Origin of the sequence: Vibrio sp. zbq_1, assembly GCF_043102935.1 — a bacterium.
Taxonomy (GTDB): Bacteria; Pseudomonadota; Gammaproteobacteria; order Enterobacterales; family Vibrionaceae; genus Vibrio; species Vibrio parahaemolyticus.
Window position 1 is genome coordinate 184,448 of sequence record NZ_JBICJH010000024.1, and the last position, 26,474, is coordinate 210,921.

General features: G+C 45.6%; 23 protein-coding genes. 7 read left to right on the forward strand and 16 right to left on the reverse strand.

Translation table 11 applies throughout. From position 1 onward, the window contains the following. Positions 1-61: 61 nt before the first annotated feature. The 6 genes from ACF8CV_RS12425 to queF all read right to left on the reverse strand — a co-directional run bounded on the left by ACF8CV_RS12425 (position 62) and on the right by queF (position 8,469). Complete coding sequence (locus tag ACF8CV_RS12425; protein ID WP_020904150.1) at positions 62-814, reverse strand: DNA/RNA non-specific endonuclease; 753 nt, start codon at positions 812-814, stop codon at positions 62-64. A 193-nt stretch (positions 815-1,007) separates the two neighbouring features. Then, positions 1,008-1,790, reverse strand: a complete 783-nt coding sequence (xni, locus tag ACF8CV_RS12430; RefSeq protein ID WP_005459149.1) for a flap endonuclease Xni — start codon at positions 1,788-1,790, stop codon at positions 1,008-1,010. Positions 1,791-1,863: 73 nt separating this feature from the next. Beyond that, on the reverse strand, positions 1,864-3,225 hold the full coding sequence (gene ppnN, locus ACF8CV_RS12435; protein ID WP_005496242.1) for a nucleotide 5'-monophosphate nucleosidase PpnN: 1,362 nt from the start codon (positions 3,223-3,225) through the stop codon (positions 1,864-1,866). A gap of 289 nt (positions 3,226-3,514) precedes the next feature. Then, complete coding sequence (locus ACF8CV_RS12440) at positions 3,515-5,080, reverse strand: diguanylate cyclase (RefSeq protein WP_017448796.1); 1,566 nt, start codon at positions 5,078-5,080, stop codon at positions 3,515-3,517. A 98-nt stretch (positions 5,081-5,178) separates the two neighbouring features. Continuing rightward, on the reverse strand, positions 5,179-7,461 hold the full coding sequence (locus ACF8CV_RS12445) for a hypothetical protein (protein ID WP_025793334.1): 2,283 nt from the start codon (positions 7,459-7,461) through the stop codon (positions 5,179-5,181). 162 nt (positions 7,462-7,623) lie between these two features. Beyond that, on the reverse strand, positions 7,624-8,469 hold the full coding sequence (queF, locus tag ACF8CV_RS12450; protein WP_138938470.1) for an NADPH-dependent 7-cyano-7-deazaguanine reductase QueF: 846 nt from the start codon (positions 8,467-8,469) through the stop codon (positions 7,624-7,626). A 108-nt stretch (positions 8,470-8,577) separates the two neighbouring features. Here queF and syd point away from each other — a divergent pair, with 108 nt between their 5' ends. Next, the gene (gene syd, locus ACF8CV_RS12455; protein WP_138938469.1) at positions 8,578-9,123 is read left to right on the forward strand and encodes a SecY-interacting protein; all 546 of its coding nucleotides are present in this window, start codon (positions 8,578-8,580) and stop codon (positions 9,121-9,123) included. A 2-nt stretch (positions 9,124-9,125) separates the two neighbouring features. Then, positions 9,126-9,902, forward strand: coding sequence for a Zn-ribbon-containing protein (locus ACF8CV_RS12460; RefSeq protein WP_021487304.1), 777 nt, complete (start codon positions 9,126-9,128; stop codon positions 9,900-9,902). 103 nt (positions 9,903-10,005) lie between these two features. Here ACF8CV_RS12460 and ACF8CV_RS12465 read toward each other — a convergent pair whose 3' ends face one another. The 3 genes from ACF8CV_RS12465 to metN are packed head-to-tail and all read right to left on the reverse strand — an operon-like array spanning position 10,006 to position 12,549. Next, complete coding sequence (locus ACF8CV_RS12465) at positions 10,006-10,815, reverse strand: MetQ/NlpA family lipoprotein (RefSeq protein WP_005459159.1); 810 nt, start codon at positions 10,813-10,815, stop codon at positions 10,006-10,008. Positions 10,816-10,847: 32 nt separating this feature from the next. Continuing rightward, the gene (locus tag ACF8CV_RS12470) at positions 10,848-11,525 is read right to left on the reverse strand and encodes a methionine ABC transporter permease (RefSeq protein ID WP_005459160.1); all 678 of its coding nucleotides are present in this window, start codon (positions 11,523-11,525) and stop codon (positions 10,848-10,850) included. Further along, a complete protein-coding gene (metN, locus tag ACF8CV_RS12475; protein WP_005459161.1) occupies positions 11,515-12,549 on the reverse strand; it encodes a methionine ABC transporter ATP-binding protein MetN in 1,035 nt (344 codons plus the stop codon). Before metN ends, ACF8CV_RS12470 begins: the two co-directional genes overlap by 11 nt. A gap of 342 nt (positions 12,550-12,891) precedes the next feature. On the opposite strand from metN, the gene gmhB reads away from it, so the two are divergent. From gmhB to treC, 4 genes are all read left to right on the forward strand, one after another. After that, the gene (gmhB, locus tag ACF8CV_RS12480; protein WP_005459163.1) at positions 12,892-13,443 is read left to right on the forward strand and encodes a D-glycero-beta-D-manno-heptose 1,7-bisphosphate 7-phosphatase; all 552 of its coding nucleotides are present in this window, start codon (positions 12,892-12,894) and stop codon (positions 13,441-13,443) included. Positions 13,444-13,545: 102 nt separating this feature from the next. Then, entirely contained in the window at positions 13,546-14,493 is a 948-nt protein-coding gene (gene treR / locus ACF8CV_RS12485; RefSeq protein WP_129152965.1) for a trehalose operon repressor TreR, read from the forward strand. 176 nt (positions 14,494-14,669) lie between these two features. Further along, on the forward strand, positions 14,670-16,094 hold the full coding sequence (gene treB / locus ACF8CV_RS12490) for a PTS trehalose transporter subunit IIBC (RefSeq protein WP_024700102.1): 1,425 nt from the start codon (positions 14,670-14,672) through the stop codon (positions 16,092-16,094). 87 nt (positions 16,095-16,181) lie between these two features. Next, a complete protein-coding gene (gene treC / locus ACF8CV_RS12495) occupies positions 16,182-17,867 on the forward strand; it encodes an alpha,alpha-phosphotrehalase (RefSeq protein ID WP_138938468.1) in 1,686 nt (561 codons plus the stop codon). Positions 17,868-17,956: 89 nt separating this feature from the next. On the opposite strand, the gene ACF8CV_RS12500 is transcribed toward treC, so the two are convergent. The 3 genes from ACF8CV_RS12500 to ACF8CV_RS12510 all read right to left on the reverse strand — a co-directional run bounded on the left by ACF8CV_RS12500 (position 17,957) and on the right by ACF8CV_RS12510 (position 21,201). Beyond that, positions 17,957-18,856: a hypothetical protein gene (locus ACF8CV_RS12500; RefSeq protein WP_138938467.1), complete on the reverse strand. Its 900-nt coding sequence runs from the start codon at positions 18,854-18,856 to the stop codon at positions 17,957-17,959. 131 nt (positions 18,857-18,987) lie between these two features. Then, the gene (locus tag ACF8CV_RS12505; protein WP_138938466.1) at positions 18,988-20,508 is read right to left on the reverse strand and encodes a winged helix-turn-helix domain-containing protein; all 1,521 of its coding nucleotides are present in this window, start codon (positions 20,506-20,508) and stop codon (positions 18,988-18,990) included. 90 nt (positions 20,509-20,598) lie between these two features. Continuing rightward, on the reverse strand, positions 20,599-21,201 hold the full coding sequence (locus ACF8CV_RS12510; protein ID WP_005496223.1) for a YitT family protein: 603 nt from the start codon (positions 21,199-21,201) through the stop codon (positions 20,599-20,601). 346 nt (positions 21,202-21,547) lie between these two features. Between ACF8CV_RS12510 and glyA the strand changes: the two genes are divergently transcribed. Further along, entirely contained in the window at positions 21,548-22,798 is a 1,251-nt protein-coding gene (glyA, locus tag ACF8CV_RS12515; protein ID WP_005479594.1) for a serine hydroxymethyltransferase, read from the forward strand. Positions 22,799-23,059: 261 nt separating this feature from the next. Here the strand turns inward: glyA and lipA are convergent, their stop codons facing one another. The 4 genes from lipA to ACF8CV_RS12535 all read right to left on the reverse strand — a co-directional run bounded on the left by lipA (position 23,060) and on the right by ACF8CV_RS12535 (position 26,456). After that, positions 23,060-24,025, reverse strand: a complete 966-nt coding sequence (lipA, locus tag ACF8CV_RS12520) for a lipoyl synthase (protein ID WP_005488793.1) — start codon at positions 24,023-24,025, stop codon at positions 23,060-23,062. Next, positions 24,022-24,684, reverse strand: coding sequence for a lipoyl(octanoyl) transferase LipB (gene lipB, locus ACF8CV_RS12525; protein ID WP_005488805.1), 663 nt, complete (start codon positions 24,682-24,684; stop codon positions 24,022-24,024). Before lipB ends, lipA begins: the two co-directional genes overlap by 4 nt. A 176-nt stretch (positions 24,685-24,860) precedes the next feature. Continuing rightward, entirely contained in the window at positions 24,861-25,139 is a 279-nt protein-coding gene (gene ybeD / locus ACF8CV_RS12530) for a DUF493 family protein YbeD (RefSeq protein ID WP_005488798.1), read from the reverse strand. 138 nt (positions 25,140-25,277) lie between these two features. Beyond that, positions 25,278-26,456, reverse strand: coding sequence for a serine hydrolase (locus ACF8CV_RS12535; protein ID WP_005488796.1), 1,179 nt, complete (start codon positions 26,454-26,456; stop codon positions 25,278-25,280). Positions 26,457-26,474: the final 18 nt, after the last annotated feature.

Sequence of the window (26,474 nt, forward strand, 5' to 3'; positions counted from 1 at the left end):
AAAAAAGCGCCTACTTCAGGCGCTTTTTTATTGCGGTTTAAGAATCGCGATAGTCACTCAATTACTGGTTGGTTGGCCACATCTCTTCCCATTTTACTGATTCCATGTTGTCTTCGATGCTATCTGGCGTTTGAGCAAAAAAGTCTAATCCAGTTTGACGTTCAACTTCGTCAATGGTGGTAATAAAGTTGGTTAACTCAGAGCTTGAAACATCACGATGCGGGACAATGAACGCAATGGCTTCGTCAAAGCTTGGATCAAGAATGACTTTGTAAAACGCGCTCGGGATCACCACGCCATTACCGATTGTTCCTTCGTTACCTTGGTAAATCGGTCCGGTCACCACATAAAGTTCATTGTACTCATTGGCGAGATCACGAACATGTTCCTCTAGAACGCGCCAACCAACTCGGTTAAACCCCGGCAGTTGAGGTGACATGTTGCTCATCAAAAAGCTTTGCTTCATTGACTCTTGGGTGAAATCCATTGTCGCTGACGGCGCAAGGTGCCCTCTGTCGTATCCTGAGCCTTTGTAGTCCGCTAAGGTAGAGCGCGCGTAATCCGGCATTTCAGTGTCTTCTTGGAACGCGTTACTGCGTTTGTTGGTGATGTTCACGCTTTCCGCGGTAATGTGGTAAGCAACCCAGTCTGCGTTTTTGGTGTTGTAGTTGTACCCAACCGCATAGCCATCTCGGCAAAGGAACTGATCGCTGTTGCTTGAAGGTATGCCTTTATCAAGGTGTTGACCGCAAGTTTCAGCAAGAGTAGGGAAGGATAGGAGTGTGACTAAAGATACTAAGATGATGTTTTTCATTATTTTTCTCCGTTATTAAGAGATTTAAAAATAATGAAATTACTCACTAAGACTGTGAATTAGCTTATAAATTAATCAGTATCTTGTAGGTTAATGATGAGGCAAATATCATTGCCGTGAATGTAAAGGGTTACACAACAGATTTTATAAACGTGTTGTCTAACCCAAAACTTACAGCGTAAAAGAGATGTACTTACTCGGCTTTATTTGGTCCGGTAAAGCGAATGTCTTGCAGGTTAAAGCCGAGCTCGATATCGCATTTCAACGCCGCTACTCGTTTACATAGACGTGCAGACTCAATGTGTTCATCCAGCTTCTTGCGATATTTCGGTGCAAGTTCATCGCTGGCGTAGGCTGCTTCAATGTCTTCAAATTGAGTTAGGATCTCTTTGGCGGCTTTCGGTCCAATGCCCGGAACGCCTGGCACTTGGCTTGAACTAATGCCAGTTAACCCCCAATAATCAGCGAGTTGGCTTGGCTTTACGCCAAACTCTTTCTCAATAAACGGTTCATCCAACCAACGGTGTTGAAAGTAATCGCGAATTTGCAGCGTCGGTGAAAGTAACTGGCAGTAGCCTTTGTCGGTTGAAACGATCGTTACTTTCTCGCCGTGGCTTGCCACTTTGGTCGCCAGTGTCGCAACTAAATCGTCCGCCTCATCGCCTTCTGATAGCAGTGAATCAATACCTTGCTCCCACCATGCTTGTTGGATGGCATCCAAACCTTGCATCAGCGGCTCTGGCATCGGTTTGCGATTTTGCTTGTAGTCAGGAAGGATTTCAGCGCGCCAACCTCTATCTTGTTCATGGTGATCAAACACCGCGATGATATGTGTTGGTTTCGCTTCGGAAAGAATACGCGTAAGGGTTCGCTGAGTCGTTGTGATGGTTCTTGCGATGTCAGTTGGATCCGGCTGTGCAGAGTGCACACGGCGAATTAAGTTGAGGGCATCAATAATAACAAGATGAATAGACATAATGACTTAGCAATAAAAAAGGGGCGTAATGCCCCTAGTGTAACGAATGCAAGCCAGACTATCGACCACCAATTTATGGATGGGCAATTCGATAGCATGGTTCGTAATCAGAACCGCCTGGTAATTTCATTCGATGCTGTTCAACGAAGTCTTGCAGTAGCTTGTCGAGCTTCTTCATCAGTACAGGATCGCCATGAATGGAAAATGGACCTTTGCATTCGATTTCGCGAATGCCCTCGGCTTTGACATTACCTGCCACAATACCAGAGAAGGCTTTGCGTAAGTTAGCCGCCAGAACCTGAGGTTCTTGATCCAAGTTCAAATTCAACCCTTCCATTGATGTATGCGTTGGGTCAAATGGCAGTTGGAAATCCGGTTCGATTTTCAATGACCAGTTGAAGCTGTAAGCATCGCCTTTTTCTTTACGATGAAGGCGTACATCTTCCATCGAGCGCTTCATGATACGTGCAACTTCGGCAGGATCATCAATGACGATTTGGTAGTGTTTTTGACCTTCTTCACCTAAGGTATCGCGAATAAACGCGTCGATAGAACGGAAGTATTCTTCGCTCTCTTTTGGTCCGGTTAACACAATCGGCATCGGCTGATCAGCATTGTCTGGATGCATCATGATACCAAGAATGTACAGCAACTCTTCGGCAGTACCCGGACCACCCGGGAAGATCACAATACCATGTGCCATACGAACAAACGCTTCTAAACGTTTTTCGATGTCCGGCATGATGATCAGCTCGTTAACGATTGGATTTGGCGGCTCAGCGGCAATGATTGAAGGCTCCGTCAAGCCAAGGTAGCGTTGCTCGGTGTAACGCTGTTTAGCGTGACCGATTGCCGCTCCTTTCATCGGGCCTTCCATCGCACCTGGTCCACAACCCGTACAGATATTAAGTTCACGTAAGCCAAGCTCGTTACCCACTTCGCGCGTGTATTGGTATTCAACGCCATTGATTGAATGGCCGCCCCAACAGACGACGAGATTTGGTTCAATACCGGGAGTGAGCGCGCCTGCGTTACGCAAAATACCAAACACAAGGTTGGTAATATGCGTTGGGTTAGTGAGATTGAGGCGCTGACTGTCAGCCAAGTGCATGTTCACGTAAACGATGTCACGCAGTACAGAGAATAAGTGTTCTTGAATGCCTTTAATGATCTCTCCATCGACAAACGCATGCTCTGGTGGGTCGGTCAGCTCTAGCTTAATGCCACGCTCGCGGCGCACTACATTCACATCAAACGATTGGTGTTTATCGAGAAGCTCTTTGGAGTTATCTGTGTGGCTACCAGAGTTCAATACCGCTAACGTACAGTTACGATAAAGCTGGTAAAGATCACTCGAAGCGGTTTTCTTTAAGCGTTCAACTTCCAGTTGGGATAGCAAGTCCATGCTACCTGCGGGGCTTATATGGGTAATCATAACGCCTCCTTGTGTTGCATTATTTTGAGGGATAGTTCCAACGCATCTTACTTAGTTGTACGTGTCGTTTTACTCAGATGGCTGGAGGGTTTGGTTTTATGGTTATCGAGTTCCAAGCAACCTCAAGATGCCATATTCGTCATGAATGAATACATCATCTTGAAGTGACTTGGGTTTTAACAGCTTAGCAGACTGAAAGGGGATAAATGTGATAACTCGTTGAAAATGGGAGGTTATGAGCGTTTGAGAGGGGGTGAAAGTGTTTGTTTGCTTGTTTTTTGAACGGTTTTTAGTTCCAGTTTAGCTGGTTTGTGCCCCGTTTTTTAGCGTCAGTGAGCATTTGCCCAAGGCGATCGAGCACATATTCTGGTGCGTCTGATTCCTTAAATGAAGTAGAGACGGCTGTCAGAGTAATGATGATGTTTTGCTCGCGGAACTTAAACGGCAGCTGACAGATATCGCGCTGAATATTTTTCATCAGTTCTAATGTGTATTCTTCACTTTGTTCTGGAATCAGCAGAATAAACTCTTCACCGCCAAAGCGAGCGACGGTTTCGGTATCAGACACGCGCTTATTGATGGCTCGAGCGATGATCTTCAGCGCTTTATCACCAGCGGTATAACCATAACTGTCGTTTACGGCTTTGAAGTTATCGACATCAAACAGTACCACTCGTAGATTTTGTTGAGAGCGAATCCAACGACGGTATTCGAGCTCAAGACGATCGTTAAATGCTGTTCGGTTGTAAACCTTCGTGAGTGGATCAAGCAACATTCGCTGTGTCTGGTCGTCTAAGCGGCGGCGGTAATCTTGTGTGGTTTCAAACACCGCTTCAAGCTGATTTTTGCTGTAGCTTAAACGCTCTTGCAGGGCCTGTTCTCTCTCTTCCGTCATCTTGAGGCGCTCGGTTAACGAGGCCATTTTGGCTAGCAATGGAGCGACTTCTTGTTTGAGTTCTGCTAAATCCTGAGCTTGGTCGAGAGATTGTTGGCTGAGTTCAACCAAACCATTCATTTCCGCATTCAGCTCTTGGCGATGCTCAAAATAAGTATGGTGTTGATCGACGTTTTGATGGACGGTTTTGAGGTTACTCGCCAGAGCAGAGTTTAACTGATCGAGAAATTGGCTTGATGCTTTGCGCTCAAACTTAGTCGCTTCGACGACTAACTTTAGAGTGCTTAACGTCAGCTCGATTAAGGATTCTGCATTCACGCCAAGCAACAGTTTTGCACGAATATCAAGCAGTCTCTCGCCACATTCGCCTTCAAAATCAAGTTCTGTGATCGTATGTTGCAGATCGACAGCGAGGCATTCTAGTTGAGATTTGTCTGGGTTGTTTTCGAATTCGCTGAGTTGTAAACGTGAGTTCGAAGTGATGATTTTAATCGCGCGTTCGTAGATGCTCAGTAGACGGGTAGCTTGATCGACTTTCTTCCCTGCGTGTACTTCCGAGAAGCTCATTAAGTTGCGCAGTTCGCGTTTTAACTGCGCTGGCAAACCCGTAACACGTTGGAGTGTCTCACCACTGTGTTTGATTTGTTCATCGAGGTAGCCGTTCTGTTTATCCATCGTTTTCGACTGCTGTTTGAGCATTCTTTCAAGTACCGCCAAGCGCGGGATCAGAGTGCTGATGTCTTTTTGATGTTGCAGCTCTTGCTGAATTTCAAACAGATAGTTAGCAACTTGGGTGTTTGAGCCTTGGCAAGCAGACGACAAAGATGCCACAACGCGCTTGAGAACTTGTTGTTCTCGCTTAAATTTGAGCGAAGTATCACGATGTGTCAGCCTGAGTTGGTCAAGTTGACAACTCAGCTGATGAAGCTGCGACTGAATATCGGATTCCAAGATTCCCATGAAACGACTACGGTTAAGTCCATGTACTACTGACAATTAACTGATAATAACAAAAAACTTTATAGCGTCATTAGTTATTACGCTTAACCGATGGTTAATTATCCATTTTTTAATATTTTCTTGATGTCGTCCTCATTCTTGTAAGAGGAGTGGATCTTGATCAGGCCTTGGTTGATGGCATGTTGGCAAGCGGTTCTTATGTTACCGGTTGCAAAGCTTGCTGCTGGCGCGTTGTCTATGGCTTTCAAAAATACCCAATGACTTTGTTTATCTTTGAGGCTAACTTCGCGTGCAATGTGCGTCGCAAGTAGCAGTAAATCGAGCAGCTCTTCGTCATTGATAGCGGTGTAAGCTCGAGGCAAGAACGGGTAGTCGCTGATGCCCATACGAATGATGCGATTGACGTTATGCTGAGTCGCAAATTCGTCTACCCACGCTTGGAATTTTTCAAACATGACTTCGGCAGAGGCGTCGCGGTCGGCGTTAGGTTCGATGTAGAGTAAGTTTGCATCCGAGAAGTGGTACAAACGTGCCGGTTTTTCGATGCGCTCTGCTAGGTATTCACCGAATGCGCGTTCTAATTCTAAGCCCGCTTTGTAACCATTTTGAACGTACATGCTGCGTAAGAACGGTAGGTCGATCATCACAAAACGTAGTCGGTCGTTGAGCGGTTCATGGATCAGTTCACCCATTTGCCACTGTTCAAAAGTGTCACGCGATTTTTTCAGTGAGCGAGACAGCTTCACGTTCAGCATGCGCAGATTACGTAAGCGAGAGCGGGAATGGGTAAAGAGGTCGTTACGAAGTTTTTCGATTTCACCCGCTTGGCGCTGCATGATCACGCCACGGCGCATAATGAACAAAAACATAACCAGAACGGTGATGAATAGGGCAAAGGAAATTTTCTGGAACTTACGATGTTCCATTTCCACTTGCTCTAGACGCTCTGATTGACCGACATAGTGAATGGTCTGTTCCGCAAACTCTTTTTGCTGACGGAACGCATCTTCACTAATTTGGTTGAGTTGTTTTTGCTCCAAACGCACTAAGCTGGTGTATTTTTTGTACGCTTGCAGTGACAGTTGATATTCGCCCGCCTGTTCGTAACCCAAGCCTAACAAACGGTAAGATTGCTGCTTGATGAAGTTTTTGTTTTCCGGCGCTTTTTCGACAAGCTCTAAGGCTTTCTTCGCGTTTTCAATTACTTTTTTGCTGTCGTTCTGATGATAAGCGAGACCAGACTGAAGTAGGGCGGCTTTCGCTTCAAGCTGAGGGATATCCGCGTATTCCAGTAACTCTGTCGCACGTTCCAGATATTGCTCTGCAAGTGCGTAGTTGTAGAGTTGCAGGTAAGTCGCAGCCAAGCTTAACCTAATCTTAATGGTGCGATTGATATTACGACTGGTGCTTTCGTGATCCAGTACGTTGAAGTAGTGCACCAAAGCAAGATTGAACTTGCCTTGATAAAAATAGATGTCGCCCATTTGTTCAAGCACATCGGCCAAAATAGGGGAGCTTGGGTAAGAGTCGTAGAAATCCGCAGCCTGAGACAGATATTCAATGGCTTTGTCGTACACACGACGTTCTTGGAAAAGTCTCGCCAGCAAGCGGTTTACTTTGGCAAGGCGAGTACCGCTGTCACTTTCTATGGACTGCCAATAACCGTAAAGCAGTTCTGAAAGCGCAAGGTTGTATTTCTTACTGTTAAGGTAAAACTCACCAACAGAAGTGTAGTAATCAATTAAGGCCAAATCGGAACGACTGTCCTCAAGCATGCTTTTCGCTTGAGCATACAAACGCTCTGCGCCAACGTTATCGCCACGATGAGCCGCTAGCAGGGCTCGTTGCATCACTAGACGATAACGGACGCTGTCTGTACGTTGAAGTACAGAGTCGGCTTCGTCTAGCTGTTTTTCAATTTGATTGAGGGCGTCTTCGGCTGCTGAATAGTTGTGGTCGTACATCCAAATCATTTGGTTGCGCATGAGTTGCACATCCAAAGTCATGTAAGGCAGTTGATATTCTTTCGCGAGCTTTTCTGCTTCATTGAGGTTATCGATCGCTGAGCGGACATTGCCCATCGTATAGTCGGCTTGCGCAATGATCTTGTGTGCTTCGATGGTGCTGGCTGGGGTACGAATGCTGCGGTCGGTCTCTTCTCGAGACATCGCAGAAGGGCTGCCGCTTTCTTTACGTTCGGTCAGTTCGCGTTGCGATAAGTAGTTTTTGGCTGCTTGCTTTGCTTGAGCTGGTTCTATCTCAGCCAGTTGTTGTGCTTCGTTAAGCAAAGCCGAAGATAAAATGGTCGCGTGAAGTGGCTGTGCCAAGAGTAGACAAAAAAAGCCTATTAATTTAATTAGACGCGAACTGTCCCAAAACATTCTTTTCGTTCCCTCGAACTGTTTTAGATAGCGGATAAACCCAAATGACTTCAACTTGCTTTTTATAGCCGGTTGAAGTCGTTTGGTATAGTAACATGCTTGGGCAATAAAAACGCCCGGCAATCCTTTTGATTGCCGAACTTATTTCTGCCTATCACGCTATTATTGACGAGCCATGCGATGATTATGAGCTGGCTTATCTTGTTCTGTCGAACGGTAAGGGTTGATATCCAAGCCGCCACGACGAGTGTAACGCGCAAACACAGTCAATTTGTTTGGTTGGCAGTATTTCATCAGGTCAGTGAAAATACGTTCTACACATTGCTCATGGAACTCGTTGTGTTCACGGAAAGACACCAAATAGCGCAGCAACTTCTCACGATCGATCTTGGCACCTTGGTAGCGAATTTCAACGCTGCCCCAGTCTGGCTGGTTGGTGATCAAACAGTTCGATTTCAATAAGTGGCTATGCAGCACTTCTTCTACTTGCTCTTCGCCAGCAGATCCTGCTAGCAAATCAGCATCAAAATCGTAGCTGTTGATTTCAATGTCTTGGTCGTCAATGCATTCGCCTTCCATTGTCACGATAGGTTGGCTGGTGTAGTGACCTACAGGGTTCACTTCGACCAATACCTTTTCGCCCGCGCATGCGGATAGGTCTTGCGTTAAACGCTCTGCTACTTCTTCCCAACTCGCGAAACGGGTTTGGTTGTAGCTATTTAGGTAGAGCTTAAATGACTTCGACTCAATTAAGTTTGCACTGGTTGCAGGAATGTACACTTCGCCAACGGCCACTTGAGGCAAGCCTTTGCTGTTTAGCCAAGACAGTTCGTACAGAGTCCAAATGTCATGTCCCAAGAAAGGTAAGGTGTCGCCTAGTTCAAGGTCATCACGGTTTAGGCTGCGAGGTACAGGTTGCAGTAGGCTTGCATCGTACTGGTTAGCGTACTCAGTCTTTTTGCCCAGCGTCAGGCCAGCAAGCTCTTTAGCGTCAGAATATTTGCTCATACTTTGTGGTCGTTTTCGATTAGAATGGCGAGAATTTTACTGAATCCGCTGATTAATTGCTATCCGGCAAATTCTGCTATCTGACAAATAAGGAATGAGGAGACCTTCATGACCCAAACCGTTACTCAGGCGCTACAAGACTTCAGCCTGCGCTACCAACAAGCTTGGCAAAATAAGCACAATGAATTGCCTCGCAATGAGGAGCTTGCTGATCTTGTTTCTCCATGTGTCGAAGAGAAGTGTGACGGCGCGGTATTGTGGAAAGCATTCCCGCGAGAAGAGATGGCGGATTTTACTAACGTTGAAAATGCGATTGAGTTGAAGCTGCATGAAGACATTAAAGCGTTTTATGGCTCTCAATACAGCGCAGATATGGACGCAACGTGGCAGACGAATCCTCTGACATTGCTTCAAGTTTGGAGTGATGACGATTTTGTTCGTTTACAAGAGAACATTTTGGGTCACTTGGTGACACAGCGTCGTCTAAAGCTAAAGCCGACGGTGTTTATTGCAGCGACGGATGCAGAATTGGACGTGATTTCAATTTGTAACTTAACGGGCAATGTGATTTTAGAGCGTTTAGGAACAGATAAGCGCGAAGTGCTCGCAGAGAATGTTGTGGAGTTTTTGGCCAAAATTGAGGCTGCGGTGTAAGCATGTACGTTGTTGAGTTGCAATTTGAGTGTTTTGATAACACCACCGTCAGTGCGGTAGATAAAGCCATTAACGGTTTGATGGATGCGTTACGTTACAACGGCCAAGTGCTAGGTCGTGAATTCCCGATAGTGATGGGTGACGGCGAATTTTTTGTGCGCGTGGTTTGCCCGGAGCAAGACAGTTTGCATCCGCGTTATCATTCAGATTTCGTTAAAGTGTGCATGAATCGTTTGTCGGATGCGTCTTTGCTTGCGCCGAAAATGCGTATGCTTGGTCGTGATTTAAATTCAGAACAAGCGGCCGAAGACGAAGCGCCAAATTGGCAAGTGCTCTACACGACGTATGTGCACACGTGCTCGCCACTGCGCAGTGGTGAAACTTTGTTGCCAATTCCACTGTATCGTAATGATCCGACACTCAACGGCGATCATAAAGCGGTCATCAAATGGCAGACGGAATGGCAAGCGTGCGATGAAATCCAAATGGCGGGCGGGTGCCGCGCGGAGCATGCGGCGCTGCACGAGATTTGCGACGTAGACAGTGTGTTGTTCCGCCGCGGTTGGGATTTGCGTGGTCGTATCGAATACATCACCAAGATCCCAACTTACTATTATCAGTATCGTGTGGGCGGTCAGTCGTTGGAGAGCGAGAAAGCACGTAAGTGTCCGAAGTGTGGTGGAGAATGGCTGCTTGATGAGCCATTACATGACATCTTCTATTTTAAGTGCGACTCGTGCCGAATTGTTTCGAACATCTCTTGGGATCATATTAAATAGGTTCTTACTTGGTCTAACTGATAGATTGAGAAAGACTAAAAAGGGCTGATGTTTTCACATCAGCCCTTTTGTTTTCGAATAGTTCGGTTTTAGAAAAGCGGGATTACCAACCTTTCACTACGCCGCCTTTGAATAGTTTTTTCGCTGCTTCATAAACTTCTTCAGTTTGGTAAGCTTTTACGAAGTTTTGTACGTTTTGAGCATTAACGTTCTCTTCACGCGCTACGATTAGGTTTACGTATGGAGATTCTTTATCTTCAACAAACACACCGTCACGCTCTGGAGACAGGTCGATAGAGCTTGCGTAAGTGGTGTTAATGATAGACAGCGTTACGTCATCCAGAGAACGAGGAAGTTGTGGTGCTTCTAGCTCAATGATTTCAATGTTCTTCGGGTTGCCTACGATGTCACGTACTGTAGCGAGTAGACCAACGCCATCACGTAGAGTGATCAAACCTTGTTGCTCAAGAAGCAGTAGTGAGCGACCTAGGTTGGTTGGATCGTTTGGAACCGCGATGCGTGCGCCATCTTGAATTTCATCCACAGATTTTACTTGCTTTGAGTACCCTGCGATTGGGTAAACAAACGAGTTACCTGCGATAGCCAGTTTGTAGCCGCGATCTTTAACTTGTTGATCTAGGTAAGGTTTGTGTTGGAAAGCGTTCGCGTCTACAGAGCCGTCATCTAGCGCAGCGTTTGGTGTTACGTAGTCCGTGAACGTAACCAGTTCAACGTCTAGGTTGTACTTTTCTTTCGCTACTTTTGCCGCTACTTCAGCAACTTGTGCTTCAGCACCTGCAATTACGCCAACTTTTACCTTGTTTACGTCCACTTCTTTATCGCCACAACCCGCTAGAACAAGAGCAGAAGCAGCAGTTGCTACAGTCAAAAGACCTTTAAGGCTAAATTTCATGTTTATCTCCTTATAATATGTATTTTCAATGCTTATCGGTGGTCTACACGGCGCACCACTGCGTCACCGATAGACTGAATAATTTGTACTAGAACAATCAACATCACAACGGTTACTGCCATGATAGTAATGTCGTAACGGTGGAAGCCGTATCGGATGGCTACGTCACCGAGGCCGCCGCCGCCCACCGTTCCTGCCATCGCAGAGTAGCTCACTAATGTCACTAGAGTAATCGTCACTGAGTTAACAATAGTCGGCATTGCTTCTGGTAGGAGAACTTTTGTGATGATTTGCGTTGGTGTTGCGCCCATGGATTGCGCAGCCTCAACCAAGCCAGTTGGTACTTCCAGCAATGCCCCTTCAATAAGACGAGCGACAAACGGAATCGCACCAATAGTCAGCGGAACGATTGCCGCAGTTGTACCAATGAAAGTGCCCACTAACATCTTAGTTACTGGAATGATCGCAACCATCAAAACAAGGAAAGGAACTGAGCGCCCAACGTTAACCACTGCACCAAGAATTCCGTTCAGTTTGGTGTTTTCTAGCAAGCCGCCTTTCTTAGTAATATGCAGAATCACTCCCAATGGAATGCCGACCGCAAAACCCACTACGCCAGCAACCGCGACCATGTAGATAGTTTCCCACGTAGCACCTAAAAGTAGTTTGCTGTTTAAACTTAGCCATTCAAAAATCGTATTAAAGGACATAACCAAGTACCTCTACTTTTACGTTGTGCTCGCGCAGATATTCAATTGCTGCACTGTCGTCTTGTTCATTACCAAACAGCTCTGCGACCATCATGCCGAACTTCACGCCGCCGGCGTAATCAAGATCGGAACTCAGAATGCTGACGTCGATGTTGTATTTACGCGAAATCTGCGACATCAACGGTGCATCTACGGTTGCGCCAGTAAATTCCATACGGACAAGAGGGTAGCTGCCTTCAACGCGATTTGGTTGCAAACGCGCTTGGTAATCTTCTGGAATGGAAAGATCCAATGTGGAACGAATGAACTCGTGAGCCAGTTCCGTTTTCGGGTGCGCAAAAATATCGCCAACCGTACCTTTCTCAACCAATTCACCACCACCGATGATCGCCACTTCGTGACAGATGCTTTTTACCACTTCCATTTCGTGGGTGATCAGTAGAATCGTGATGTTGAGTTTGCGGTTGATCTCTTTTAATAGCTCAAGGATGGATTGAGTCGTTGCAGGATCCAATGCGCTGGTGGCTTCGTCACACAACAGTACGCTTGGGTCGGATGCCAATGCACGAGCAATAGCCACACGTTGTTTTTGACCGCCACTTAGGTTGGACGGATAGCTTTCGTGCTTGTCCGCTAAGCCAACGAGCTTTAGCAACTCAGTCACTTTTGTTGTGATTTGCGATTTGTCTTTGCCAGCCAGTTCCAGTGGTAGAGCCACGTTATCAAACACAGTACGAGACGAAAGCAGATTGAAGTGCTGGAAGATCATGCCAATGTTGCGGCGCGTTTCAACCAACTGCTTTTTGCTGAGTGTTGTTAAATCAACGCCATCAACGATGATGGATCCAGAGCTTGGTGCTTCTAGCATGTTTACACAGCGGATCAGCGTACTTTTACCAGCGCCTGATGAACCGATAACACCGAAGATGGTGCCCTTGGCGATGTGTAGGTTAATGTCTTTCAGGGCAAGGATTTCCTTACTGCCTTGGTAGAACACTTTATTGACGTTTTTTATTTCTATCATGTTTCAACCTGCCCAGAGATAAGGGGAACTTCGCTGTCAAAAACGGCCTTTGACAGAACTTAATTTTGAGCTTTATCTCAATTCTCAGTTGATGCTATGGGTTAACCAGAATGAAGTCAATAGATATTTTTACGTCTAGACGTCTAAATGTATGGATGTTCTGTTTTGGAAAGAAAGAGGCGTAGATAACAACAAGAAGATGAGCGGAGGGGCACCCTCAGATTTACCGATTCTTGCCCAACAAATCAACCGTTTTGTCGAGGCCTAGAACGAATTAGATAGTGTTGAAGTTTATAAGGTATGTAATAATCTGATTAAACCGAGTTAATAGAGAAATACGTTTTGGCAAAACCTGCTGTTTTTATCGATCGTGACGGCGTGATCAACGTTGACCACGGCTACGTTCATGACGAACATGATTTTGAGTACATTGACGGTGTGTTTGAAGCGACAAAAGCGCTGAAAGATAAAGGTTACCTGTTGGTGCTTGTAACGAATCAATCGGGCATCGCGCGCGGTAAATTCAGTGAAGACCGTTTCTTGTCTCTGACACAATGGATGGACTGGAACTTCGTTGATAATGGCGTTGAGTTTGATGGTTTTTACTACTGTCCACATCATCCTGAGCATGGCATCGGTGACTACAAGCAAGATTGTGATTGCCGTAAACCTAAACCTGGTATGTTTATCTCTGCTCGCGACTTCTTGAAAATCGACATGGAAAAATCTGTGATGATTGGTGATAAAGCCGAAGACATGATGGCAGCAGAAGCCGCAGGTGTTGGCACTAAGATTCTGGTTCGCACAGGTAAGCCAATCACCGAGCAAGGTGAAGCATTAGCTACAGTAGTGCTCGATAGCATCGCAGATGTGCCAGCGTATTTACAAAAATAACACCACAATTTGCATGTTTAAGGGAAGCGTTTGCTTCCCTTTTCTTTTATTGCTGTTAAAGTTCAGTCACCTAAGCATTCATCCATTCTAGTTTGATCACTTATGAGCAAAAAACTCACCATTCTTGATATCGCGAAATTGGCAGGCGTTGGCAAATCAACAGTAAGCCGTGTGCTTACCAACGATCCAAAAGTGAAACCTCAAACGCGAGAGAAAGTAGAGCAAATCATTCGTGAATCTGGTTATATACCGTCCAAATCTGCGCAATCAATGCGAGGCGGTAGCCAAAAAGTCATTGGAGTTATTATCTCCCGTCTGGACTCGCCATCCGAAAATCGTGCTGTTGGTACAATGCTCAATGCATTGTATTCCGCTGGCTATGACGCAGTGATCATGGAGAGCCAATTTGATCGCGACAAAACCAACGAGCATCTAAACGTGCTTAAGCGTCGCAATGTGGATGGGGTGATTGTGTTTGGCTTTACTGGGTGCGATGAGCAAGCCTTAGCTGAATGGGGCAATCGCATTGTGGTGATTGCGATGGATACCAATAACGTCTCTTCCATCAATTATGATAACCAAGGCGTGATAGGCATGGCTTTGTCTCATCTTGAGCAGCAATCTCTCTCTCGCATTGCTTATATTGGTGTTGATCCTGAAGACAAAACCACAGGCTTGGCGCGTTTAAATGCTTATAAAGCTTGGTGTCAACGTAAACAACTCACACCTTGTTTCCAAACCGGTAAGCTTAGCCATGAAAGTGCTTATCAATTGGTGGATCACGTTCTAAAAGCAGACACGCAAGCCATTGTGTGTGCCAGCGATACCATTGCATTGGGCGTAATTAAGCGTCTTCAAGAGTTAGGCCGTGAAGACGTGGTCGTGACAGGCGTGGGTGGTAACGAGTTGCTGTCTTTCCTTTTCCCTAAAGTATTTAGTGTTGACCCGGGTTATACCCTTGCGGGTGAAAAGTCCGCTAAGATGCTGATTAATCAATTAAATGGCGATGAAGAAGTCGTGCACTTCACTCAACATCCTGTTTGCCGTTAACCCGTTCTAAAACGATCTGCTCTAAAATTATACTGTGATCATTCTCAATTAATGGGACTGTTCCCATTTTGTTTTTTGTCTTTGGGTGGCAATATTAAAATTAAGAGATGGGAATGTTCCCATTTATAAAAATAAAATGATGAATCGAATGTATCCAATACAGGGTGGACAAAGTTATGAGTAAGATTGCGCGTAAAGACGTGGAGCGTCTTATTGAGCTGGTCGGGGGGCCGGACAATATTGCCAGTGTAAGCCACTGTTTAACTCGCTTGCGTTTTGTTCTAAATGATACCGACAAAGCGGACACGAAACAGTTAGAAGCCTTGCGTATGGTGAAAGGCTGTTTTACCAACGCAGGTCAATTCCAAGTTGTCATCGGCACTGAAGTTGATGAGGTTTACAAAGTACTGATCGAGCTAAGCGGTAAAAGTGAAGCGAGCAAAGACGAATCCAAGAACGCTGCTCGTCAAAACATGAATATTGTTGAGCGCGGTATTTCCCACCTTGCAGAAATCTTTGTACCGTTGCTGCCTGCGATCATCACTGGTGGTCTGATCCTTGGTTTCCGTAATGTGATTGGCGACATCAAAATGTTTGATGGTCAAACCCTAACGGAAATCAGTCAGTTTTGGGCGACTGTTCACTCATTCCTATGGTTAATTGGTGAAGCGATTTTCTTCTTCCTACCCGTTGGTGTGTGTTGGTCGACCGTGAAAAAGCTCGGCGGTACACCGATTCTGGGTATTACACTCGGTGTGACGTTGGTTTCGCCGCAGTTAATGAACGCTTACCTGATTGGTAAGCAAGTACCTGAAGTGTGGGACTTTGGGTTGTTTGCGATTGAGAAAGTCGGTTACCAAGCGCAGGTGATTCCCGCGATGTTAGCAGGTATCGCACTGGCGTTTATCGAAACACGCTTAAAACGCATCATTCCGTCTTACCTTTACCTAGTAGTAGTACCGTTTGTTTCTATCATTGTGTCTGTGATTCTTGCGCACTCGATCATTGGTCCATTTGGTCGCATGTTGGGTGATGGCGTGGCATTCGCAGCAAAAGCGGCCATGACGGGTGACTTCGCGATGATTGGCTCAACCATCTTCGGCTTCTTATACGCGCCACTTGTGATCACAGGTATCCACCACACAACCAACGCCGTTGACTTGCAGTTGATGCAAGAATTGGGTGGCACGCCGATTTGGCCTTTGATTGCACTATCGAACATTGCTCAAGCATCGGCAGTGGTTGGCATCATTATCATCAGTAAAAAGCAGGATGAGCGTGAAATCTCAGTGCCTGCGGCGATTTCTGCCTACCTTGGCGTAACAGAGCCAGCCATGTACGGCATCAACTTGAAATACAAGTTCCCAATGTTGAGCGCGATGATCGGTAGTGCATGTGCTGCTGCTATCTGTGGTAGTGCGGGTGTAATGGCGAACGGTATCGGCGTAGGCGGCTTGCCGGGTATCTTATCTATCCAACCGCAGTTCTGGGGCATCTTTGCTCTGGCGATGCTAGTCGCGATGGTGGTACCTGCCGCATTAACATTAATTCTCTATAAGCGTGCACAAGCGAAAGGTGAGCTTGAAGCGGCAAACGCGTAATTCAATTTGAGGCAGTGACTTGGCTGCCTCCTCCTGTTTTTCTTTTCAAATTTTAAGTTTCCGATTACTGGTAAGTGAGTGTTAGAAATGGCTATGACCAAGCATGATGAGAGCTGGTGGAAAACCGCAACCATCTACCAAATTTACCCAAAAAGTTTTTGTGACAGTGGCAGTAAAGGCACGGGCGACATTAAAGGGATCATTTCTAAACTGGATTATCTAAAACACCTTGGTGTGGATGCGATTTGGCTGACGCCAGTGTATCAGTCTCCTATGGTTGATAACGGTTATGACATTTCCGATTACTACGCGATCAATCCACAGTTCGGCACTATGGAAGATTTCGATACCTTGCTGGCAGAAGCGCATCTGTTGGGTATTCGTATCATCATGGACATTGTAGTGAACCACACGTCGACTGAGCATCATTGGTTCCAATCCGCGTTAGGGGACAAAAACAGCCCATACCGTGACTACTACATCTGGAAAGATCCGGTTGAGGGCGCAGAACCTAACAACTGGCAATCGAAGTTTGGAGGCAATGCTTGGGAATTGGATGACGCGACAGGGCAGTACTACTTGCACCTTTTTGCTAAAGAGCAGGCGGATTTGAACTGGGAAAACCCAGCGGTGCGTGAAGAAGTCAAAGAAGTCATCAGTTTCTGGGCAGACAAAGGCGTGGACGGTTTCCGTCTCGACGTCATCAACCTGATTTCTAAACAGCAAGACTTCCCAAGTGATGATATTGGCGATGGCCGCCGTTTCTATACGGATGGTCCTCGCGTGCACGAATATCTGCAAGAAATCAGCGAAGCCGTGTTTCAAAAGTACGGAAGCGTGACGGTGGGGGAAATGTCTTCGACCACGCTAGATCACTGCCAGCAATACTCTTCATTAGATGGCAAAGAGCTGTCGATGGTGTTCAATTTTCACCACCTGAAAGTCGATTATCCGAATGGTGAAAAATGGACCAAAGCGCCGTTTGATTTCATTCAGTTAAAGCAGATCTTCAACCATTGGCAAACGGGCTTAAATGGCAAAGGGTGGGGCGCACTGTTCTGGTGTAACCACGATCAACCTCGTGTGGTCAGCCGCTTAGGTGATGATAAACAATACCGCGTCGAGTCAGCGAAAATGCTGGCGGCGTCTGTACATATGATGCAAGGCACACCGTATGTTTATCAAGGTGAAGAGATTGGTATGACCAACCCAGGTTACACCGAGATCAGCCAGTACCGCGACGTAGAAAGCACCAACATGTACGACATCATGGTCAACCGCGATGGCGTATCTCACGAAGATATGATGGCGATTTTGGCGCAGAAGTCGCGTGATAACTCACGTACGCCAATGCAGTGGAACAGCCAAAAGCACGCTGGTTTTACCGAAGGCACACCGTGGCTTGAGGTGGCGCAGAATTACTCTGAAATCAACGCAGAAGCAGCGGTTGCTGATTTGAACTCGGTGTTCTACTTCTACAAACGTTTGATTGAGCTACGTAAACAGGTTCCGGTGATCACCGATGGCCGTTATGAAGATTTACTGCCAGAGCATCAACGCATTTTTGCTTACGCTCGCCAGAACGACAAACAAACGCTGCTGTGTATCAATAACTACTACGCTGAAGAGGTGGAATGCGTTCTGCCAGAACGTTTTGAACTGAGTAAAGCGAAAAACTTGCTATCCAATTATCAAAACTCAGCGAGCGCAGTCGCGCCAAACCATCAAGTGTTACGACCTTACGAAACTCGTATTTTATTGATAGAAGAATAAACTCGGGTGTCATCACCCCTAGGATTGATGTTCGAGATGAAGGCTTTGGTTTGCTCCCCAAAGCCTTCTTTTATTGAGATGCCGTATCCTTATTTTGTTTCAATCGCTGTTAGCAGCACTTTCTCTTCGTTGATTTGTACTTGTTGTACTTTTAGTAGTTCGATTTGCTCAATCAGACCTAAGCTCGGGTTAAACCAACGTTCTGCCGAAGTGGCGAATTCCATTGAGTCCATATCATCGCAGTTTAGGTTGTAAGTATTCTCTTCTGTCAGGTACGCCGCTTCAATTGTCTTGCCTGAAATTGAGAACGTTTTACGTACGCCAGTCTCTCGGATTTGCTGTTGCCAAACCACTTGGCAAGATGCTGTCATTGGCAGGTTTTGTACCCACTCATGTTCTTCAAAACTGTCTAACAGGTGGTGTACTGCGTTGCCTGTAAGAGTGGTTTGCAGAGACATGGTTTCTTCACCGATATCAATATTCGGGCTTTTCTCTTTTACGTCGTTACCGTTCAGGCGGAAAATCGGGCTACTGTGCATTAGTATGGCAATAAACTGATTGCCAATAGAATAAACGTCGGTGACTTCATGAAGTGCACCATCAGAGCCTGCAAAATAAAGTGTATTGCTCTCTTCTTCGTTATTGAACTGTTCGTCAGAGTAGTAGAACTGTTGAGCGCCGTAGTTCACCAAGTCATTAACCAGCTGGATGATTGCCTCGCTGTTTGGGATTTGTGCCAATGCTGCCAATATTTGCTCGCTATCCATCGCTTGAAAGCTCAGCTTCATGTCACCTTCAGATTGGCCATCCAAGCTAAACGAGTAGCTAAGTTGTGTGTTTGTCTCGGGAGCGAAAATGGAGTTTTGAATCGCGATGTCGAAACTTTCTTGAGGCACTTTGTTTGGATTAGCACTGCCAGAAGACGAACCTCCGCCACAGCCGTAAAGAGCCAGAGTTGCTGCTGCGATAAGCGTCATTTTGTTTAGCATGGTTTACATTCCTGATTGATAAGGCCGCTTCATGTTGGGCCGTTGCTTGAATGCGAGCATGCTAAGTTCAGTGAGATAAAAAGGGCAAAAAACAAAAGCTAATAGCGCTTAACGAAAGCTTAATTTTATATTTAGGTCTTTGTTTTATTTGGGCTTATTTCGTTAGCTACGTTGGTACAATACTCATTGATGAGCGCTTTCCATCGGCTGATAATTTCTTGATCGGTCAAACTGACATGCAACGTTTTCCATGGTTGAAGGCAAGTTTCTTTCGATTCTGATTGAGAAAGACGTTCAAACAATGTCTCGGAGGGTAAAACGCGCAGCAGTGCCACCAGTGATTCCATGTAGTTGAGACGGAACTGTTCAAGTTTGTTTTGCTTATAAGCGATGTGAGACACAAACGTATAAATCAGCGCGTTTTGAATACGTGAGTCGCCATCTGGAGTGGTCAACAGAACTTTTGCTCGGTCTAGGTTACCTAGTTTGAAATGCAATACGCCCAACCAGAGGCTTAGCTCATCTGGCAAAACATCGAACGACGACTGAACTTGCGTCAAATACGCTTCCAGCTTTTGAGGTTCTTGCTCGTACAACGCGAGATGCCTTGCGGTTGTGATAGCTGCAAACTCATCAGCTTGTTGGAGAGGTTGGTTAGAAAAGATATTCTCAAACAGCATTTTTTGGTGAACGTCTGACAGCTGCCATGTGCTTGCCGAAGGTGCAGGCAAGTTGAAGTATTGTGCGACATCCGAGTGAATTTGGAATATGTCCGATTGTAGGTCGGATAAGCGCAGTGTGTATTCATTGCGAAATGCCAGCTTCCCTGTCGCAGGATAAATAAGGTTCATCTGCGCTTTCAAGGTGCCTTGTTCTGCGCCGTCTTTTAACTCTATGTTGAGTTCGTAATCACTGGTCTGCATATTTCGTGCACCAGGGAAATACGGTGTATGACCAATGGGATCCAGAAAGTAGCTTGGAGCGTCTTGGTTAGCGATGTCGGTATATGGATATTCGACTTGTTGTTGCAGTAAGACGGCTTTGACCAATGTGCGATATTTTCGCGCCTGAGAGCCGATTGCATCGACACGGTTGAGCAGCAACTCGACTTTGGGGATAAGTAACTGATGACGTGTTTGTTGTGTTGAAATCTCTTGGCGTTGCCATAACAAGCTTGCGAGCGTCACGCTACAAACCGCAAGTATGGCACACAAGCTATAAGCAAAAATTAGCTTGAAGTTCTTGTTACTCGCAACCTGAGTTGGAATAACGCGTCGATGGCTTTTCGCTGGTGGTATTAAACGGATATTGGCAGGGTTAAGAAAATAGCCTTTTCGAGGATAAGTGACCAAGAGCTTAGCCGCATCGTACTCGGGTAGGTGTTGCTGTAGCAGCGCACGTAAGGTGCTAATGCGGTTAGTGAGCACATTCTTGGAGATGAATTTGCTCTGCCAAATGGTTTCGATAATGGTGTCGGTAGAGAGCGGATGCCCCACGCTTGTTAGCAGAAGTTCTAATAACTCAATGGTACGAGGTTCGAGATCAATCGCGATAGTGTCTTGATGAAGAGTCTGTGTTTTCGGATTGTAGACCAACTCGCCAATCGCAATACAACTGTGAGTTTGTTTGGCTTGTTGTAGAAAGTCGCGCATACCGTACCGAGTTATTTGGAAATCGCGAAATATTATATAGTTATTGAAGCGCGAAATCTTATAAATCGCGCGTCAATTATCATCAAAAGTTTATGAACCGTAGGTAACGGAATATCGGTGTGGTTTGTGATTCATCGCCAATACGACATTCAGTGCAAAGGCACCCAAAATCGAAAGGCCAATCACCTCTGGAGTGACAAAGAAGAACGAAGCAAACAGGATACATGCATCGATTGCCATCTGGCTTTTGCCAACAGAAATGCCAAACTTGTCCTGAATAAACAAACACAACACGTTAAAGCCACCTAGGCTGGAGCGATGTCGGAACAAAATCAGCATACCTAATCCCATTAATAGGCCACCTGCTACCGCGCAATAAATTTCGTTAACGGATTCGAGTGAGATCAGCAAATAAAGGTGATCGGCAAAGATAGAAACCAAAGCGCCAGAAATAGCGCTATTGATTGCGAAATGACGGCCGAAGCGTTTCCATGCGAGTAAGTAAAAAGGACAGTTTGCCAAAAAGTACAGCACACCAAAGGTAAAAGGTGTAAATTGGCTTATTAGCAATGCCAATCCAGTCGTGCCTCCTGTTAGAAGGTTCGCGGATTGGAGAAAGAAAACGCCCTGAGCTACCAAAAAGGTACCAGTGAGAATTGCTATCCAGTCTTCTTTTCTTGAGTGTTTTTCCATCAAAAGTGCAGTCATCGGTGAGAAATAAGGCGTGCATAGTAGTAAAAAGATGATCTTTTCGGTAGCTAGAGGGTAAAATTTGCGGTAAACCTATGTAATTGCTGTTTTACAGGGTGTAAAGCACAAAATTGACAGGCAATAAATCGTGGTTGAACAATTGCAACATCACCATGATAACTATTGCTTGTCATCATGAAAAAACTGCATGAGAAAATTGTAAATTTCTCTTTATGACCTAGATCAAATTATGTAGAATGCGCGCCATTGATGCGACGAAAACGTTTGCGTTAGGTCGTTAACCAGTTTTTTTGCAACTTTCAGTACTAATCTGAGTCAGGAGATACAGATGCTTAAGCGTGATATGAACATCGCAGATTACGATGCGGAACTGTTCGCAGCTATCCAGGAAGAAACCCTTCGCCAGGAAGAACACATTGAACTTATCGCTTCTGAAAACTACACAAGCCCACGTGTAATGGAAGCGCAAGGTTCTCAGCTAACGAACAAATACGCTGAAGGCTACCCAGGCAAGCGTTACTACGGCGGTTGTGAGTACGTAGATAAAGCAGAACAGCTTGCTATCGATCGTGCATGCAAACTATTCGGTTGTGAGTACGCGAACGTACAACCTCACTCAGGTTCTCAAGCAAACAGCGCAGTTTACATGGCGCTTCTTAACCCAGGCGATACAGTACTAGGTATGAGCCTAGCGCACGGTGGTCACCTGACTCACGGTTCTCCAGTAAACTTCTCTGGTAAGCATTACAACGTTATCCCTTACGGTATCGATGAAGCGGGTCAAATCAATTACGACGAGATGGAACAGCTAGCGCTTGAGCACAAGCCTAAGATGATCATCGGTGGTTTCTCTGCTTACTCGCAAATCGTTGATTGGAAGCGCATGCGTGAAATCGCGGACAAAGTAGATGCTTACCTTTTCGTTGATATGGCACACGTAGCTGGTCTTATCGCAGCAGGCGAATACCCAACACCTGTTCCACACGCTCACGTAGTAACAACAACGACGCACAAAACACTAGCAGGCCCTCGCGGTGGTCTTATCTTGTCTAATGCTGGCGAAGATATGTACAAGAAGCTGAACTCAGCTGTATTCCCTGGTGGTCAAGGTGGCCCTCTAATGCACGTTATCGCTGGTAAAGCAGTAGCGTTCAAAGAAGCGATGGAGCCAGAGTTCAAAGCTTACCAAGCTCGCGTAGTGAAAAACGCAAAAGCAATGGTTGGTCAGTTCCAAGAGCGTGGTTACAAAATCGTATCTAACGGCACAGAAAACCACTTGTTCCTTGTTGATCTAATCGACAAAGACATCACTGGTAAAGATGCAGACGCGGCACTAGGTGCAGCAAACATCACAGTAAACAAGAACTCAGTACCAAATGACCCACGCAGCCCATTCGTAACGTCTGGTATTCGTGTAGGTACACCAGCGATCACTCGTCGTGGCTTTACTGAAGAAGACGCAAAAGATCTAGCAAACTGGATGTGTGACGTTCTAGATAACATCGGCAACGAAGAAGTTATCGAAGCGACTAAACAGAAAGTATTAGAAATCTGTAAGCGTCTGCCGGTTTACGCCTAATTGTTCTGCCTGATTCGCGCTATTTCTGCGTCAAAGGTGCTCATTTGCAGTTGTAAACTGCGCGCCTTTTCCCTGAACTAGAAACAAATCAATTTGAAAATACTAAAGGTCCTCAACAGAGGGCCTTTTTGTTTGTCTGGCGTCTGTGATTGCTTAATCGTGCCATCGAATAAAAAAGAGTGGTGCAGGGCATCTTTTGGTTGGCAGATACAAAAAAGGTTGGCACTAAGCCAACCTTTTCAGTTTTCTAGTTCAAGATGCTTATTTGATCTCAAGACCTTGTGCCTGCATATCGGCATGGTATGAAGAGCGAACAAATGGACCACATGCTGCGTGCGTGAAGCCTAGCTCTAGTGCGACTTCTTTTAGCTCGTCAAACTCTGATGGTGGAACGTAACGTTCTACAGGCAAGTGGTGACGGCTTGGCGCTAGGTACTGACCTAGAGTTAGCATCGTTACACCGTGTGCACGTAGATCTTTAAGCACTTCGATGATTTCTTCTTTGGTTTCACCAAGGCCCATCATCAGACCTGATTTGGTCGGTACATCTGGATGCTGCTCTTTGAACTTCTTAAGAAGCTCAAGTGACCACTTGTAGTTCGCACCTGGGCGAGCTTTACGGTAAAGACGCGGTGCAGTTTCTAGGTTATGGTTGAAGACATCAGGCGGGTTGTCTTTCATCAGGTCAAGCGCTACGTCCATACGACCACGGAAGTCAGGAACCAGTGTTTCGATTTTGATGTCTGGGTTTAACTCGCGGATCTCACGGTTACAATCGGCAAAGTGTTGTGCACCACCATCACGTAGGTCGTCACGGTCTACTGAAGTAATAACAACGTACTTCAGTTTCATGTCGGCGATAGTTCTTGCCAGTTTTTGTGGCTCTTCTGCTTCTGGTGGTAATGGACGGCCATGAGCAACGTCACAGAAAGGACAACGACGAGTACAGATTGCACCTAGGATCATGAAGGTTGCTGTACCGTGGTTAAAACATTCCGCTAGGTTAGGGCAAGACGCTTCTTCACATACGGAGTGAAGCTTGTTCTTACGCATCGCAGCTTTGATGTCTTGAATTCGTTGGCTGTCGGCTGGTAGCTTGATCTTCATCCAATCAGGCTTACGTAGCACTTCTTTCTGCTCTGTAGGCATGTTCTTTACGGGAATCAATGCCATTTTATCGGCGTCACGATATTTAACGCCTTTTTCCATCTGGATTGGTTTGCTCATGCTTTATTACCTTGAGAAGGTGCTTCTGTGCTGAATTCTACTCGCTCGTAATCGAGCAAAGTAACGAGTTCTTCTATTAATTGTTTTTCTACGGTTTCTACGTCACTCGGACCGTTAAATTGGCTCACTTGAACCATTTCCATGCCGGCATAACCACAAGGGTTGATGCGTAGGAACGGCGTTAAGTCCATATTTACATTCAGGGCTAACCCATGGAATGAGCAACCTTTACGAATACGTAGACCGAGAGAGCATATTTTCTTGCCATCGACGTAAACGCCAGGGGCGTCTGGTCTTGCGGCAGAGTCGATATTGTATGCTTTTAATGTGTTGATCACGAGGTTCTCGATGGTTGTAACGAGATCTCGTACGCCTAATTTTTTGCGACGTAGGTTGATCAAGAAGTAAGCCACGAGTTGACCAGGACCATGATAGGTTACCTGACCACCACGGTCACTTTGTACGACAGGAATATCACCAGTGTTAATTAAGTGCTCGGCTTTGCCTGCCTGCCCTTGGGTAAATACTGGGTTATGTTCTACCAACCAGACTTCATCAGGGGTTTCTTCTGTGCGTTGGTCGGTGAACTCATGCATCGCCTTCCATACAGGCTCATAGTCTTGGCGGCCAAGTCGTTTTACAACAAGTTGGTGTTGCATGGGAATTCCTGTCGCTAATATATAAAGTTTTTGGATTATAAACCGGATGACCCAGATGCTCTACCGCTGAGTAACAGATTTTTAACTGAAAGCACAAGGGTATCGAGCTATCTAGTTGATAAATAAAAAGAAAGCAGCCGAAGCTGCTTTCAAAAAAAATTTAATCTATCAAAAAATTATAGAACCATACGAACGATGTCGATTTCGCCCAATTCTTTGTATAGGGTTTCAACCTGCTCGATAGACGTTGCAGTGATGTTGATAGACACTGAGTGGTAGTTGCCTTTAGCGCTTGGTTTGACTTTTGGGCTGTAGTCACCTGGAGCATGGCGCTGGATTACTTCAAGAACGAGTTCTGGAAGCTCAGGCTTTGCATGACCCATTACCTTGTAAGTAAAAGAACAAGGGAACTCAAGCAGGTCTTTCAATTTTGCATCAGAGTTGATGGTTAGCATATCGATAACTCCAGTTGGTATTCGTTGCGGTGCGAAATAGTACAGTCAAATTAGGGTGAACTCAAGGTGAGGATCACAGACTTAAAAAGCCGCCATAATTGGCGGCTTTGCGAATAAGTTTGCTATTCTGCGACTCGTTTAGAAGAAGCTCTTGAATAACAATACGATGTAATCCCACAAACGGCTGAACAAGCTGCCTTGCTCTACGGTTTCTAGCGCCATTAGCGGGTATTCAGCAATATCTTCACCATCGATTTGATAGTATAGCTTACCGACTACATCACCTTTATTAATTGGGGCTTCTAGCTCTTTTTCAAGTACGAAGCTTGCTTTTAGGTTTTTCGCTTCACCGCGTGGCAGTGTTACGTAAGTGTCTTGATCAAGACCCAGAGCAACGGTGTCTTTGTTACCCATCCACACTTTTTCTTCTACGAAGGTTTCACCCGCTTTGTGAGGCGCTACTGTTTCGAAGAAGCGGAAGCCGTAGCTCAGTAGTTTTTTACTTTCTGATTTTCGAGCATTTGCATCTTTAGTGCCCATCACTACAGCAACCAAACGCATTTGGCCTTCTGTTGCTGAGCTTACTAGGCTGTAACCTGCGTTGCTTGTGTGTCCAGTTTTGATGCCATCAACGTTCATGCTCTTATCCCAAAGTAGACCGTTGCGGTTGTATTGGGTGATGCCGTTGTAAGTGAATTTCTTTTCAGAGTAAACACGGTACTCGTCTGGCACATCACGAATCAGAGCTTTACCAAGTAGCGCCATGTCGTAAGGTGTTGAGTACAGTTCTGAGTTATCTAGGCCGTGAACGTTGGCAAAATGAGAGTTCTTCATGCCTAGGGTATTTGCCCACGCGTTCATTAGGTCAACAAATGCATCTTCAGAACCTGCGATGTGTTCAGCCATTGCCACACACGCATCGTTACCTGATTGAATGATGATGCCACGGTTAAGATCACGTACTTTTACCGTAGTACCTACTTCAATGAACATTTTTGAAGAATCTGGGAAGTTTTTCGCCCATGCATTCTTACTGATGGTTACGTCATCATCTTCTGAGATATTACCACGCGCTAGCTCTTGGCCGATTACGTAGCTGGTCATCATTTTAGTTAGACTAGCAGGAGACAATTTTGTGTTCATTTCTTTTTCTGCTAGCACTTTACCTGAATGGTAATCCATCAGTACGTAGCCTTTTGCCGCAATTTGAGGCGCATCTGGAACAACGACTGGTGATGCAAAAGCAGATTGAGCGAAGGTTGCAGAAAGGGCAACCGAAGAAACGAGAATAGATTTCACAAACTTATTTTTATTCATGGTAATTCAAATTTTTGG

What these genes read in the sequence shown, in the direction of transcription:
- ACF8CV_RS12425 (WP_020904150.1), bottom strand. Translation starts at nt 814, where the DNA reads ATGAAAAACATCATCTTAGTATCTTTAGTCACACTCCTATCCTTCCCT.
- xni (WP_005459149.1), bottom strand. Translation starts at nt 1,790, where the DNA reads ATGTCTATTCATCTTGTTATTATTGATGCCCTCAACTTAATTCGCCGT.
- ppnN (WP_005496242.1), bottom strand. Translation starts at nt 3,225, where the DNA reads ATGATTACCCATATAAGCCCCGCAGGTAGCATGGACTTGCTATCCCAA.
- ACF8CV_RS12440 (WP_017448796.1), bottom strand. Translation starts at nt 5,080, where the DNA reads ATGGGAATCTTGGAATCCGATATTCAGTCGCAGCTTCATCAGCTGAGT.
- ACF8CV_RS12445 (WP_025793334.1), bottom strand. Translation starts at nt 7,461, where the DNA reads ATGTTTTGGGACAGTTCGCGTCTAATTAAATTAATAGGCTTTTTTTGT.
- queF (WP_138938470.1), bottom strand. Translation starts at nt 8,469, where the DNA reads ATGAGCAAATATTCTGACGCTAAAGAGCTTGCTGGCCTGACGCTGGGC.
- syd (WP_138938469.1), top strand. Translation starts at nt 8,578, where the DNA reads ATGACCCAAACCGTTACTCAGGCGCTACAAGACTTCAGCCTGCGCTAC.
- ACF8CV_RS12460 (WP_021487304.1), top strand. Translation starts at nt 9,126, where the DNA reads ATGTACGTTGTTGAGTTGCAATTTGAGTGTTTTGATAACACCACCGTC.
- ACF8CV_RS12465 (WP_005459159.1), bottom strand. Translation starts at nt 10,815, where the DNA reads ATGAAATTTAGCCTTAAAGGTCTTTTGACTGTAGCAACTGCTGCTTCT.
- ACF8CV_RS12470 (WP_005459160.1), bottom strand. Translation starts at nt 11,525, where the DNA reads ATGTCCTTTAATACGATTTTTGAATGGCTAAGTTTAAACAGCAAACTA.
- metN (WP_005459161.1), bottom strand. Translation starts at nt 12,549, where the DNA reads ATGATAGAAATAAAAAACGTCAATAAAGTGTTCTACCAAGGCAGTAAG.
- treR (WP_129152965.1), top strand. Translation starts at nt 13,546, where the DNA reads ATGAGCAAAAAACTCACCATTCTTGATATCGCGAAATTGGCAGGCGTT.
- treB (WP_024700102.1), top strand. Translation starts at nt 14,670, where the DNA reads ATGAGTAAGATTGCGCGTAAAGACGTGGAGCGTCTTATTGAGCTGGTC.
- treC (WP_138938468.1), top strand. Translation starts at nt 16,182, where the DNA reads ATGGCTATGACCAAGCATGATGAGAGCTGGTGGAAAACCGCAACCATC.
- ACF8CV_RS12500 (WP_138938467.1), bottom strand. Translation starts at nt 18,856, where the DNA reads ATGCTAAACAAAATGACGCTTATCGCAGCAGCAACTCTGGCTCTTTAC.
- ACF8CV_RS12505 (WP_138938466.1), bottom strand. Translation starts at nt 20,508, where the DNA reads ATGCGCGACTTTCTACAACAAGCCAAACAAACTCACAGTTGTATTGCG.
- ACF8CV_RS12510 (WP_005496223.1), bottom strand. Translation starts at nt 21,201, where the DNA reads ATGGAAAAACACTCAAGAAAAGAAGACTGGATAGCAATTCTCACTGGT.
- glyA (WP_005479594.1), top strand. Translation starts at nt 21,548, where the DNA reads ATGCTTAAGCGTGATATGAACATCGCAGATTACGATGCGGAACTGTTC.
- lipA (WP_005488793.1), bottom strand. Translation starts at nt 24,025, where the DNA reads ATGAGCAAACCAATCCAGATGGAAAAAGGCGTTAAATATCGTGACGCC.
- lipB (WP_005488805.1), bottom strand. Translation starts at nt 24,684, where the DNA reads ATGCAACACCAACTTGTTGTAAAACGACTTGGCCGCCAAGACTATGAG.
- ybeD (WP_005488798.1), bottom strand. Translation starts at nt 25,139, where the DNA reads ATGCTAACCATCAACTCTGATGCAAAATTGAAAGACCTGCTTGAGTTC.
- ACF8CV_RS12535 (WP_005488796.1), bottom strand. Translation starts at nt 26,456, where the DNA reads ATGAATAAAAATAAGTTTGTGAAATCTATTCTCGTTTCTTCGGTTGCC.